The sequence below is a fragment of the Pararoseomonas baculiformis genome (assembly GCF_017813395.1).
Taxonomy (GTDB): domain Bacteria; phylum Pseudomonadota; class Alphaproteobacteria; order Acetobacterales; family Acetobacteraceae; genus Roseomonas; species Roseomonas baculiformis.
Genome location: NZ_JAGIZB010000011.1, coordinates 147,973 through 161,035 on the forward strand (window position 1 = coordinate 147,973; position 13,063 = coordinate 161,035).

9 protein-coding genes are annotated in these 13,063 nt (G+C 70.7%); 5 read left to right on the forward strand and 4 right to left on the reverse strand.

From position 1 onward, the window contains the following. Positions 1-127 precede the first annotated feature (127 nt). On the forward strand, positions 128-2,362 hold the full coding sequence (parC, locus tag J8J14_RS13340; RefSeq protein ID WP_209380020.1) for a DNA topoisomerase IV subunit A: 2,235 nt from the start codon (positions 128-130) through the stop codon (positions 2,360-2,362). A 121-nt stretch (positions 2,363-2,483) separates the two neighbouring features. Here parC and J8J14_RS13345 read toward each other — a convergent pair whose 3' ends face one another. From J8J14_RS13345 to J8J14_RS13360, 4 genes are all read right to left on the reverse strand, one after another. After that, positions 2,484-3,248: an arginyltransferase gene (locus J8J14_RS13345; protein WP_209380021.1), complete on the reverse strand. Its 765-nt coding sequence runs from the start codon at positions 3,246-3,248 to the stop codon at positions 2,484-2,486. A 106-nt stretch (positions 3,249-3,354) separates the two neighbouring features. Further along, positions 3,355-5,715 carry a penicillin acylase family protein gene (locus tag J8J14_RS13350; protein ID WP_209380022.1) on the reverse strand — a complete coding sequence of 787 codons (2,361 nt, stop codon included), beginning with the start codon at positions 5,713-5,715 and terminating at the stop codon, positions 3,355-3,357. Between the two features lie 54 nt (positions 5,716-5,769). After that, positions 5,770-7,692 carry an ATP-binding protein gene (locus J8J14_RS13355; RefSeq protein WP_209380023.1) on the reverse strand — a complete coding sequence of 641 codons (1,923 nt, stop codon included), beginning with the start codon at positions 7,690-7,692 and terminating at the stop codon, positions 5,770-5,772. A 92-nt stretch (positions 7,693-7,784) separates the two neighbouring features. Further along, positions 7,785-8,585 carry an IclR family transcriptional regulator domain-containing protein gene (locus tag J8J14_RS13360; RefSeq protein ID WP_209380024.1) on the reverse strand — a complete coding sequence of 267 codons (801 nt, stop codon included), beginning with the start codon at positions 8,583-8,585 and terminating at the stop codon, positions 7,785-7,787. Between the two features lie 116 nt (positions 8,586-8,701). Between J8J14_RS13360 and J8J14_RS13365 the strand changes: the two genes are divergently transcribed. The 4 genes from J8J14_RS13365 to J8J14_RS13380 are packed head-to-tail and all read left to right on the forward strand — an operon-like array spanning position 8,702 to position 13,038. Continuing rightward, positions 8,702-10,027 carry an aromatic ring-hydroxylating dioxygenase subunit alpha gene (locus J8J14_RS13365; RefSeq protein WP_209380025.1) on the forward strand — a complete coding sequence of 442 codons (1,326 nt, stop codon included), beginning with the start codon at positions 8,702-8,704 and terminating at the stop codon, positions 10,025-10,027. Further along, complete coding sequence (locus J8J14_RS13370) at positions 10,024-11,457, forward strand: glutamine synthetase family protein (RefSeq protein ID WP_209380026.1); 1,434 nt, start codon at positions 10,024-10,026, stop codon at positions 11,455-11,457. Before J8J14_RS13365 ends, J8J14_RS13370 begins: the two co-directional genes overlap by 4 nt. Positions 11,458-11,498: 41 nt before the next feature. After that, entirely contained in the window at positions 11,499-12,284 is a 786-nt protein-coding gene (locus J8J14_RS13375; RefSeq protein WP_209380027.1) for an ABC transporter ATP-binding protein, read from the forward strand. Further along, positions 12,274-13,038, forward strand: a complete 765-nt coding sequence (locus J8J14_RS13380) for an ABC transporter permease (RefSeq protein WP_209380028.1) — start codon at positions 12,274-12,276, stop codon at positions 13,036-13,038. Before J8J14_RS13375 ends, J8J14_RS13380 begins: the two co-directional genes overlap by 11 nt. Positions 13,039-13,063 lie beyond the last annotated feature (25 nt).

Consider the following 13,063-nt stretch of genomic DNA (forward strand, 5'->3'; position numbering starts at 1 on the left):
ACCGCCCGATCCTGCTAGACCCGGCGCCTCGTGCCCGTCCATCAACAGAGCCGTGCCCTGGCGCCGGCCCGTCCGGCCTGCTAGAACGGAAGAACCTGAACGAAGACAGAACACGGGGCCGCCCACCATGCCCGACGACCTCAAGACGCTGCCGGAAGGCGGCCGGATCAACGAAACCCCGCTCGCCGGCGCCTTGTCCGAGCGGTACCTCGCCTATGCCATGTCCACCATCATGGCGCGCTCGCTGCCGGATGTGCGGGACGGGCTGAAGCCGGTCCATCGCCGCCTGCTCTGGGCGATGCAGCAGCTGCGGCTGGACCCGGCAGGCGGCTTCAAGAAATGCGCCCGCGTCGTCGGCGACGTGATCGGCAAGTACCATCCGCATGGCGATGCCAGCGTCTATGAGGCGCTGGTGCGGCTCGCGCAGGACTTCGCCGCCCGCTACCCGCTGGTGGAGGGCCAGGGCAATTTCGGCAATATCGACGGCGATAACGCCGCGGCCATGCGCTACACCGAGGCGAAGCTCACCGAGGTCGCCAAGGCGCTGCTGGAGGGGATCGACGAGGATGCCGTCGATTTCCGCCCGACCTATGACGGCGAGGAGCAGGAGCCGGTCGTCCTCCCGGCCGCCTTTCCGAACCTGCTGGCCAATGGCGCGAACGGCATCGCCGTGGGCATGGCAACCTCCATCCCGCCCCATAATGCGGGCGAGGTCTGCAGCGCCGCGCTGGAGCTGATCCGCAACCCGCATGCCACCACCGCCGAGCTGCTCGCGCATATGCCCGGCCCGGATTTTCCGACCGGCGGCGTGATGGTGGAGCCCGCGGACAGCATCCTGAACGCCTATGAGACCGGCCGCGGCGGGTTCCGCCTGCGCGCGCGCTGGGAGAAGGAGGCGCTGAAGAACGGCACCTGGCAGGTTGTCGTCACCGAGATCCCCTACCAGGTCCAGAAGTCCCGCCTGATCGAGCAGATCGCGGAGCTGCTGGAGGCGAAGAAGCTGCCCCTGCTGGCGGATGTGCGGGACGAGAGCACGGACAAGGTCCGCCTCGTCCTGGAGCCGAAGTCCCGCACCATCGAGCCGGCCATGCTGATGGAGAGCCTCTTCCGCGCGACCCCGCTGGAGACGCGCATCCCGCTCAACATGAACGTGCTGGATGCCGAACGCACGCCGCGGGTGATGGGGCTGCGGGAGGTGCTGCGCTCCTGGCTGGATCACCGGCAGGTGGTGCTGGTGCGCCGCTCCAACCATCGCCTTGCCGCGATCGAGCGGCGGCTGGAGATCCTCGACGGCTACCTCATCGTCTATCTCAACCTCGACGAGGTGATCCGCATCGTCCGTGAGGAGGACCACCCGAAGGAGGCCCTGATGCGGACCTTCGAGCTGACGGACAACCAGGCCGAGGCCGTCCTCAACATGCGGCTGCGGGCACTCCGCAAGCTGGAGGAGATGGAGATCCGCCGCGAGCACCAGCGCCTGACGAAGGAGCTGAAGGGGCTGCAGAAGCTGCTCTCCAGCGAGAAGGCGCAGTGGACCCGGATCGGCGAGGAGATCGAGGCCGCGCGGGACAAGTTCGGCTCTGGCGCGCTGGGCGACCGCCGCACGGTGCAGACCGAGGCCGCGGTGGTGACGTTCGACGAGAGCCAGTTCGTGGAGAAGGAGGCGATCACCGTCATCCTTTCCGAGAAGGGCTGGCTGCGCGCGCAGAAGGGGCATCTCGAGCCCACCGCCGAGCTGCGCTTCAAGGAAGGCGACAGCCTTGCCCTGATGCTCCATGCGGAGACGACGGACCGGATCGGCCTCATTGCCTCCAATGGCCGCGCCTACACGATCAAGGCCGATGCCGTGCCGCGTGGGCGCGGCGACGGCCAGCCGGTGCGGCTGATGGTGGAACTCGGGAATGAGGAGAACATCCTCACCGCCTTTGTGTGGAAGGAGGGGCTGAAATTCCTCGTCGCCTCCAGCGCGGGGCGCGGGTTCGTGGTGAAGAGCGAGGATCTGCTAGCCGAGAAGCGCACGGGCAAGCAGGTGCTGGTGGTGGATGCGCCCGATACGCTCGCCGTCTGCGTGCCGGCCGAGGGCGACACGGTGGCGGTGATCGGCGAGAACCGGAAGCTCCTCGTCTTCCCGATGGAGCAGGTGCCGGAGATGACGCGCGGCCGCGGCGTGGCGCTGCAGGGCTATCGCGATGGCGGGCTGTCCGACGTGAAGGTGTTCGATGCGCGCCGGGAAGGCCTGACCTGGCGCCTGGGCGACCGCACCCGGACCGAGACGGCGCTGGCTCCCTGGCGCGGCAATCGCGGTGGCGCGGGCAAGATGCCGCCGAACGGCTTCCCGAAGTCGAACCGCTTCGACGGCTGAGGCGGCCTGCCCGGATATCCCGGCCCCGGCCTCCGGGCCGGATGTCCGGCAAGCCATCGGTCCCTCGCGGCAGGAGCGGGTGTTATCCGGCTCAGGCCGCGCGGTCCGGGTTCGGGCGGTGCTACACCGCGCTTTCCGGAACCAGCGCCGTGACTGGCGGCAGGCTGTCGCGCAGCGGGTGCCAGGCGCCGTTGGTCAGGATCTCGCTCGGCCTGAAGCCCGCCTTGTAGGCCATCTTGGCACTCTGCGGCACCCAGTAGCCAAGATAGACATAGGGCAGGCCCAGGGCGCGCGCCCGGTCCACCAGATGCAGGATGGAGAGGGTGCCGAGCGAGCGGCCCGCATGTTCGGGCTCGAAGAAGGAATAGACGGCGGAGAGCCCGTCCTTCAGCCAATCGGTCAGGCAGGCGCCGATCAGCCGGTCCGGCGCCTCGCGGAACTCGATCAGCATGGTGGTGATCGGCGTGTCCTCCACCATGGCGCGGTAGTCGTAGAAGCCCATGGCCGCCATGTCGCCGTCCCGGTGGCGGGCGCGCTGGTAGCGCTGGAACAGGGCGAATTGCTCGGCCGTGGCGCGCGCCGGCACCTCCTGCGCCACCACCTCCGCGTTGTTGCGCAGGATCCGCCGATGCGTCCGGCCCGGTGCGAAATCCTCCACCACGATGCGGATCGGGATGCAGGACTGGCATCCCGGGCAGACCGGCGCATAGGCGATGTTGTGGCTGCGCCGGAAGCCGGCACGGGAGAGGCGGTCATGCAGCGCCTCGCCCTCCGGCCCGGAGAGCTCGGTCACGACCTTCCGTTCCGTCCGCCCGGCCAGGTAAGGGCATGGCAAGGGAGCGGTGGTGTAGAAGAACTGCGGTCGGCGTTGGGCACGGTGCAGCATCAGGGCTCCATTTTCGGCGGAACGGGCCCTTTCGTCCATGGTCTCCGTGCAGGAGGGCCGCCCCATCGCCACAACGCAGGGCAGCGGCCCGCGGTGGCATGCTTCTTCAAGGGTCAAGCCGCAGCCGGGCTTTTGCGGGGGCCTGCGCCGGTAGCGCCTCCACCTTCCCCGCCGCCCAGCCGGCATTCCGGTCGCCCCAGTGGCGGGAGAAGGGGTTGCCGGACTGCCCCGTGGCGATCGCGGCCAGCACCCCGTCGGGGGAGGCAAGGTCCATCACGATCCGCAGCCCCGGCCCATGGGCATGGCTGAAGTCGCGCGCCATGCCGCCGCGGTTCACGGTCTGCCCATCGCCGGGAGTGGGCGCCTCAATGCGGATCAGGTTCCCAAGCAGCGGGACGAAGCGAAGAAGCGGGTGTTCCAGCCGCACGCGATGCGCCTCTCCCCAGCGCCAGGCAGCGGGATCTGGCCCGAAGCCGGGAAGAAGCGAGGCCACGGCGGCCTCCAGCGCCCGCATCGCCATGGGGCCGCAGCCCTCCGGCCCGCACCAAGCGGCCCCTTCGGCCGTGCCGAGAAGCCGGATGAACTCGGGGCCGGCGGACCAGGCGCCCTCCGGCACCCCGCCGGCCTCCAGGGCGAGCCGCCCCATCTCGCGCATCCAGGCATTGAAGATCAGGGGCTGCGGCAGGCCCGGCTCCATGGCCCCGTTCCAGCCGATAAGGAGGTCGCGCGCTTCCCCGGCAAGGCCGGCCGGGCGGGGCGGGGAGAGAAGGAGCGGCAGCATCTCCTGCGCGAGCAGGCTGACAGAATCCGCCTGCATGGCCGCGAAGTCGCCGGGGCCGTGGCGCTCGCGCTGCCGAAGCAGGTCGCCGATCCGCCGGAAGCGCCAGTCCCCATACCAGTCGCGGCCGAGGAAAACCGGGCTGCCCAGGGGCTGGACGCGGTTGTTGGCGTTGGCGATCACGCCCGAAGGCGGCGCGACCACATGCGGCATGGCATCGAAGGGCACCCAGCCCGTCCAGTCATGCGAGCCATCCCAGCCCGGGGCGGGCAGGGTGCCGTCGCCCGCTGCACGAACGGGCGTGCGGCCGGTCAGGAACATGGCGATGCCGCCCGCCGCATCCGCCACCATCAGGTTCTGCGCGGGGCTTGAGATGAGCGCGGCGGCCGCCCGCGCCTCGGCGATGGAGCGGGCGCGGTTCAGGGCGAGGAGCCCCGCCGCCTGGGTGTCCCGCGGGGCGAGGTTCGCCATGGCGACCGCCAGCACCCGGTCCCCGGGCGGCTCCTCGTCCAGGTCGGAAATCACCGGGCCATGCCGTGTTTCGCGAACGCGCAGGACCTCATCGGGCCGGCCGCGCACCAGGATACGCTCATCGCGTGTCTCGAAGGGCCGGGGCCCCTCCGGCGTCTCATAGGTGTCGAGGCCGGAGAGGCGCTCGACGAAGACATCCTGCGTGTCGGAATGGGTGGTGGTGAAACCCCAGGCCAGCCGCTCGTTCCGCCCGATCACGACCAGCGGCACGCCCGGTGCCGTGGCGCCTGCCAGGAAGCGTCCGCCGGGCAGCTCGATTCGCGCGAGATACCAGAGGACCGGCGCCTGCAACGCAAGATGCGGGTCCGAGGCCAGCAGGGCGCCCCCGGTGGCGGAACGGGCGGGCACGACCGCCCAGGCATTCGAGGCTGAGGGCGGCAGGGGCGCATCCTCACCCCAGCGCGGGGTCGCGCCCAGCAGCGCGGCCAGTCGCCGGGGTTCGGGCAGGGCGGCGAGCTCGGCACGCCCGAGGCTGTCATCGGATGGCCAGAGCTGCTCCATCCTCTCGGGCGACAGCACCCGGGCCAGGCGGGCCCGCTCCGTCTCGATGCGCCAGTTCCCGGAGAGCCACAGGCCCATCACCTTGCCCCAGAGCAGGCTGTCCGAGGGGTGCCAGGGCTCCGGCTCGCCGAGCAGGATGAACTCGGGGGCCACGAAGCGGCCGCGCGCCCGGATCCAGGCATTCACGCCGGCGGCATAGGCTTCCAGCATGTCGCGGGCATCCGCGGGCAGGGTGGCAAGGTCTGTCTCGGCCCGCTGGCGAAGGCCGAGGGTCCGGACGAAGCGGTCCAGGCGCAGGGTGGAGGCGCCGGCCAGCTCGCTCAGCCGCCCCGCGCCGCCGCGCCGGGTCATCTCCATCTGGAACATGCGGTCCCGCGCATGGATCACGCCCATGGCCATGGCCGCGTCCCGATCATTGGCGGCGCGGATGCGCGGGATGCCCCGGTCGTCAAACCCGATCTCCACCGGGGCGGAAAGCCCGGCGAGGCGAAGCGCCTCCTTCTCGCCCGGCAACGTCCACCACGCCGCCCCGGCCAGCACGCCGAGCAGGAGGAGCGGCAGGGCGACGAGGAGAACCAGGGCCCGGCGCGCCCAGCGCCAGGCGCTGCGGCCGGGGGAGCGGCTGGCGGGACGGGCGCGGCGGGGAGTGACAGGCATGCACACCATATGGCCCGGCCGGCTCATGCCGGCCAAGCGCCGGCGCGTGACAGCTCAGCCCCGGATGGCGGCGGCCAGGGCTTCCCGTAACTCGGGGAGGCCATAGGGCTTGCGGAGCAGGGGAAGCCCCGCTTCCGCCACCCGGGCGGGCGCCCCGCCATAGCCGCTGGTCAGCAGCACCGGCAGTCCGGGGCGGGACTGGCGCAGCGCATAGGCCAGGTCCAGCCCGTCCATGCCGCCGGGCATGAGAACATCGGTGAAGATGAGGTCCACCTCGAGCCCCGCCTCCAGCTGGCCCAGCGCGTCATTGGGGCCGGTGGCACGCCGGGCGTCGTGGCCGAGATGCCGCATCATGTCGAGGACAAGGCTGGCCAGGGCGTCGTCATCCTCCACCACCAGGATCCGCAGCGCGCGCTCCCCCGCATGGCTGCCCTCATGGTCGCCCGCATGGTCGCCTGCATCACGCCCAGCCGGTGGCGCGGCCGACGGATCCGCCCGGGCCTGCTCCTCCGCGCCCGCGCGGGGAAGGAGCAGGGTGACGCAGGTGCCATGCCCGGTGCGGCTGCTCACGCGTGCGGTTCCCCCGCTCTGCCGTGCGAAGCCATAGACCTGTGCCAATCCCAGCCCCGTGCCGCTGCCCGGCTTGGTCGAGAAGAACGGCTCGAAGGCGCGCGCCAGCACCTCCGGTGCCATGCCCATGCCGCTATCCTCCACCTCGATCCGGATGAAGGCGCCACGGAGCCCGTCCGGGTCTCCCTTGCCCTGTAGCTGCGCATTCCCGGCGCGGATCGCGAGGGTGCCGCCGCGGGGCATCGCGTCCTGGGCGTTCAGGGCGAGATTGGTAAGGGCCAGCTCCATCTCGGATGTGTCGGCGAAGACCGGCCAGACATCCTCCGGCACCTCGATGCGCAGGGCGATGTCGGCGCGCAGGGAACGGGAGAGCAGCACGCCGAGATCCGCCATCCACGGGACGAGCGGGATGCGTTCGGGCCGAAGGGCCTGGCGACGGGCGAAAGTGAGGAGGCGGCGGGTGAGGTCGGCGCCCCGGCTGGCCGCCTGGGCGATGCTGGAGATCAGCCGCTCGCGCCGCGCGGGGTCCTCGGTGCGGGCGAGCAGGGATGCGCCGGCCGAGACGACGGCGAGAAGATTGTTGAAGTCATGCGCCACGCCGCCCGTGAGCTGCCCCAGCGCCTCCAGCTTCAGCATCTGTGTGACCTGGGACTGGGTGACCTCGCGCGCCGCCACCTCCCGCTCCACCTCGCGGCGCAGGTTCTCGTTCGCGTCACGCAAGGCGATTTCGGCCCTTTTCCGGGCCGTGATGTCGATGCAGAGGCCGGTCAGCCGCCAGGGAAGGTCCTGCGGGTCCCGTTGCAGGCGACCCCGACAGGCAAGCCAGAGGATACCGCGCTGTGGATGGCGCACGCGGTACTCCACCTCGAATTCCGGATGGCCATGCTGGAGGACGGTTTGCAGCGCGCGCTCCGCCGCCGGCCGGTCATCGGGCAGGATCCCCGCCAGCCAGGCTTCGCGGGAGGGTGCGGCATGCGGCGGGATGCCGAGCAGGTCCCGGTATTCCTCCGACCAGCTGAGGGAATCGTCGGGAACCATCCATTCCCAGGACCCGGCGCCGGCATAGCGGTGCGCCAGGCGCACCCTCTCCTCGCTCTCCCGCAAGGCGGCATCGATCGCGGCCAGTTCGGCGCGGCGCTGGGCCACCTCCCGCCCGAAGGCGGCGTTGGCCTCCTCCAGCTCGGCGGCCACGGCCCACAGATCCTCGAAGGCGGCGCCGAAGACGGGATCATCCTCGTCCAGGGCACGGCGCCGCGCGCCAACCAGGGCGCGCCAGGCACCGAGCTGCCGCTCGGATTCCTGCAGGCGGCGCGAAAGGCTTCCGGACTCCGCGCGCGCCTCGGCAAGGGCCGCACGAAGCGACTCGACCTCGGCCGTTCCGCTGGGTGCCGCCGGCCGCAGGCGCATCCGCCCTGTCGCCCCGTGCCCCTCCACAACCCCTCCGTCCCGTTTACGTATGTTAGAAACGATCCAGGCGGGGAGAGGTTCGCGACGAACCGTCAGACAAGCTCAGCGGCCAGCGCCTCGGCCTCCATGCGGAGCAAGGGAAGGAAATAATCCCGCATGGCCTCCGGCGGATGCTGCGCGATCGGCGCCCCGATGTTCAGCGCCGCCACCACGCGCCCGTCATAGCGGCGCAGGGGCAGGGCCAGGGAGCGGAAGCCCGGCTCCATCTCCTCTTCCACCAGTGCATGGCCGGCCTGGCGCGCCGCGAGGATCGCCTTCCGGATCCGACCCGGGTCCGTCTCCGTGCGCGGGGTCACGGCTTCCGGCCGGAGTGCCCGAAGGATGTCCTCCAGTTCCGCATCCGGCAGGGCGGCAAGCAGAACGCGGCCGAGCGCGGTGCAATGCGCCGGGAGCCGCGCGCCGATCATGGTGTTCACCGGCATGAGGCGCGAGGCCTGGCCATAGGCCACGAAGACGATCTCCGCCCCATCCAGCATGGCCACCGAGCAGGCCGCGCCCGTGGTGGCCGCGATCCGCTCGCAACGGGGCTGCAGCAGGGCCGAGACACCATTCGCGCCGAGATAGCCCGAGGCCAGCTGCAACACCTTCGGGGTCAGCCGGAACAGCCGCCCATCCACTTCCAGGAAGCCGAGATGGGTCAGGGTGAGCAAGGCGCGCCGTGCCGTCGCGCGGGGCAGGTCCACCGCGCGCGCCGCTTCCGCGAGGGTCATCTGCCGCCGGTCCGGCCCGAAGGCGGAGAGGATGGCGATGCCGCGCGCGAGTGCCTCGGAATGGTCCGGCCCCAGTGCCGCATCGGCCCGCTGCCTTGACGCCTCGGCGCCGAGCTTCGGCATGTTCTCTCCCGCCCTGTCGTGATCGGTGGTCGCACGCGCCCGTTGCATGCGCCGGAAACGCGGTTCTACAATCGCACAAGCGTTCGGTCATCGGACATCTGCTGGAGTGCTCGGCCATGATGAGTGCGGAACAGAACCGGCGTCTCACGCAGGTCGGGCCGGGAACCCCCGGCGGGGCATTGCTCCGGCGGTACTGGCAGCCAGTGGCCCTGCTGGATGAGCTGGAGGGGCCACGCCCCGTGCGGCCGGTGCGCGCGCTGGGACAGAATTTCGTGCTCTTCCGGGACGAGGCCGGGAAGATCGGCCTCATCGACCGGGATTGCCCGCATCGCGGCGTGGACCTGGCCTATGGGCGACTTGAGGATGGCGGGCTGCGCTGCCCCTTCCATGGGTGGCTTTTCGCAACCGACGGACGCTGCCTGGAGACGCCGGCGGAGCCGGAGGGCAACACGCTCTGCCAGCGCATCCGCACCCGTTCCTATCCGGTGCAGGTGCGCTCCGGCATCGTCTTCGCCTTCCTCGGGGAAGGCGAGGCGCCCGCGCTGCCCGCCTTCGACTGCTTCGTCGCGCCGGAGACGCACACCTTCGCCTTCAAGGGGCTGATCGAGTGCAACTGGCTGCAGGCGCTGGAGGTGGGGATCGACCCCGCCCATGCCTCCTTCCTGCACCGCTTCTTCGAGGATGGCGACGCGAAGGAGAGCTACGGCAAGCAGTTCCGCGGCGCCTCGGACGGTTCGGACCTGCCGATGACCTATGTGCTGCGCGAGTTCCCGCGCCCGCAGATCGAGGTGGACAACACAGATTACGGCCTGCGCGTCACCGCGCTTCGCAAGATCAACGACCAGACCACGCATGTGCGCGTGACGAACCTGTACTTCCCCCAGGCCTTCGTCATTCCGATGAGCGCCGACATGACGATCACCCAGTGGCACATGCCGGTGGATGACACGCGCTGCTACTGGATCGCGATCTTCACCAGCTTCGCGGGCCCGGTGGACCATGCCACCATGCGTGCGCAGCGCCTGGAGACCTATGCGCCGCCGGACTACACGCCGCGCCGCAACGCGCGGAACGAATACGGGTACGACCCCGCCGAGCAGGCGAGCGAGACCTATACGGGCATGGGCCACGACATCAACACGCATGACCAATGGGCCGTGGAGAGCCAGGGCGCCATCCAGGACCGCACGCGCGAGCACCTCGCCTCCACCGACAAGGCGATCGCCGCGAACCGCCGCCTGCTGATGCGCGCCATGGCCGCGGTGGAGGAGGGGAGGGCGCCGCTGATGGCCCTGGATCCCGACCAGGCCGCCGGCATGACCGGCCCTGCCACCATCGACGGCATGGCGCCCGCCGGAAGCTGGCAGGAGCATTGGCGCGCCGCCGTGGCCCGCCGCCGCGCCGCCGCCCCATGGTCCGCGCCGGCGCTCGCCGCCGAATGAGCTTCATCGAGCGGCACGGGCTGCAGGACGCCGCCGCCCGGGAACGCGCGGCCGAGCTGCTGCGCCGGATTGAGGCCGAAGGGATCGGTGTGCTCCGCCTTTCCTGGCCCGACCAGCACGGCATCCTCCGCGGCAAGACCGTGGTGGCCGCCGATGCCGCCCGCGCGCTGCGCGACGGCATCGCCATGACGACGACGATGCTGCTGAAGGACAGCGCGCATCGCACGGCCTGGCCCGTCTTCACCGCCGGTGGCGGGATCGGGATGAAGGAGATGCAGGGCGCGGCCGATTTCCTGCTGCTGCCCGATCCGGCCAGCTTCCGCGTGCTGCCCTGGGCGCCGCATACGGGCTGGCTGCTCTGCGACGCGTATTTCCAGGACGGGCGCCCCGTTCCCCTCTCGCCGCGCCAGCAGCTGCGACAGGCGCTGGACCGGGCCGCGGGGATGGGCTTCGGCTACACCACGGGGATCGAGCTGGAATTCCATCTCTTCCGCCTGCTGGATCCGAAGCTGGCGCCCGGGGATGCGGGCCAGCCGGGAACGCCGCCCGAGGTCGCGCTGCTGACCCAGGGCTACAACTACCTGACGGAAAGCCGCTACGACGCGCTGGATCCCGTGCTGGAAACCCTGCGCCACGCGGTGGAGTCCCTGGACCTGCCGCTGCGCTCCATGGAGGTGGAATACGGCCCGAGCCAGGTGGAGTTCACCTTCGACGCTCAGGGCGCCATGGCCTCGGCCGATACCGCCATCCTGTTCCGTTCCGCGGTCAAGCAGGTGGCGCGGCGGCATGGCTACCACGCGACCTTCATGTGCCGGCCGCGAATCCCGAATGTCATGTCCTCCGGCTGGCACCTGCACCAGTCGCTGACGGAGCGCGGCACCGGCCGCAACGCCTTCATCGGGGAAGGCGGCGCGCTGCTCTCGGGCACGGCGCTGCATTTCCTCGGCGGGCTGCTGCACCATGCGCGGGCGGCGGCGGCCTTCTCCACGCCCACGATCAACGGCTATCGCCGCTACCGGCCGCTTTCCCTGGCGCCGGACCGGGCGGTCTGGGGCATCGACAATCGCGGGGTGATGGTGCGCGCCCTGGGCCAGCCCGGGGATCGCGCCACCCGGCTGGAGAACCGGGTCGGGGAGCCCGCGGCCAACCCCTATCTCTACATGGCGTCCCAGCTGCATTTCGGGCTGGACGGGATCGAGCGGGGCCGGAACCCCGGCCCGCCGGCCGACACGCCCTATGAAACCGAGGCCACGCCGCTGCCCCGCAACCTCGGCGAGGCGCTGGATGCGCTGGACAGGAACGAAACGGCGCGCGAGGCTTTCGGCGGAGGATTCATCGACTGGTTCCTGCGCATCAAGCGCGCCGAAATCGCCCGCTTCGAGGCGGAGGTCTCGGAATGGGAGCAGCGGGAGTACTTCGAGCTGTTCTGAAGCGCGGCCCGGCCGCGCGGATATCGAGGCGAGGGGGCTGGATGGCGATCCTGGAGCTGGAGGCGGTGGAGAAATCCTTTCCCGCGCGGAGCGGCCCGCCGACCCTGGCCATGGACAGGATCTCCCTTTCCGTGCGGGAAGGCGAGTTCCTCTCCATCCTCGGCCCCTCTGGCTGCGGCAAGTCCACTCTCCTCCAGATCGCCGCCGGGCTGATGGCGCCTTCCGCCGGCACGGTGCGCGTGGCCGGGCGGGCGGTGACGGGGCCGCCGCCCGAGGCGGTCTATGTCTTCCAGCAATATGGCCGTTCCCTGCTGCCCTGGCGCAGCGTGCGGGACAACGTGGCCTTCGCCGTGGAGCACCGGCCCGGCATGTCCCGCGCCCGGGCGCGCGAGACGGCGGATCTGCAGCTGGCCTCCGTGGGGCTGACCGGATTCGGCGACCATTTCCCCTGGCAGCTCTCGGGCGGCATGCAGCAGCGCGTGGCCCTGGCGCGCGCATTGGCGGCCGAGCCGAAGATCCTGCTGATGGACGAGCCCTTCAGCGCCGTGGATGCGCTGACGCGCCTGGACCTGCATCGGCTGATGCTGGAACTGTGGGAGAAGCGCGGCCTGACCGTGGTGCTGGTGACGCATGACGTGGAGGAGGCGGTCGCGCTGTCGGACCGCGTGGCGCTGCTCACCAAGCGTCCTTCCACCATCGCCCGCGTGGTGGAGACCGGGCTGCCCCGCCCGCGCGATGCCGTGGAGGTGCGCGAGACCGCCCGCTTCCTCGAATTGCGGCATGAATTGTTGGATGCCCTACTGACGCGGGGTGGGCATGCGCATTGAGCGCCTGACCGCTCTCCTTCCCGGTCTCGGCTTCCTGGCGCTGCTGCTGGCCGGGCTGGAATGGGCCGTGAATGCGGGGCTGGTCCGCCGCGCCCTGATGCCGCCGCCCACGGCCATATGGGAGGTGCTGTCCGACCTCATCGCCTCCGGCGAGGTGCTGGGTCCGCTTTTCGCCACGCTACGCCTCGTCTTCATCGGCTTTGCCATCGGTTCGGCGGTGGGAATCGCCCTTGGCACGGCCATGGGCTGGTGGGGCGCCGCCTACCGGCTGCTGGAGCCGCTGGTGGAAATGCTGCGGCCCATCCCGAAGGCCGCGCTGGTTCCGCCGCTGATGCTGTTCCTCGGCCTCGGCGACACGATGAAGATCACCTCGGTTTCGCTCGCCGTCACCTTTCCCGTGCTGGTGAACACGCTGCAGGGCGTGCGGGGGGTGGACCGGGTGCTGCTGGATTCCGCCCGCACCCATGGATGGGGCACGGCGCGCGTGCTGCGCCATGTGGTGCTGCCCGCGGCGCTGCCCTTCATCCTGGCCGGGATGAAGACCAGCCTCGGACTCGCCCTCATCATCACCGTGTTGTCCGAGATGCTGACGGGGCAGGGGGGGCTGGGCTTCCTGATCCTGGACATGCAGCGCAGCTTCCTGATCCGGCAGATGTATGCGTGGCTGGTCATCCTTGCGCTGGTGGGGCTGGCGCTGAACGCGGTTTTCGCCTGGGCCGAGGGCAGGGCGCTGCACTGGCAGCGGCGGGGCTGAACCAGAAACATGAAAGAGAGGAAAT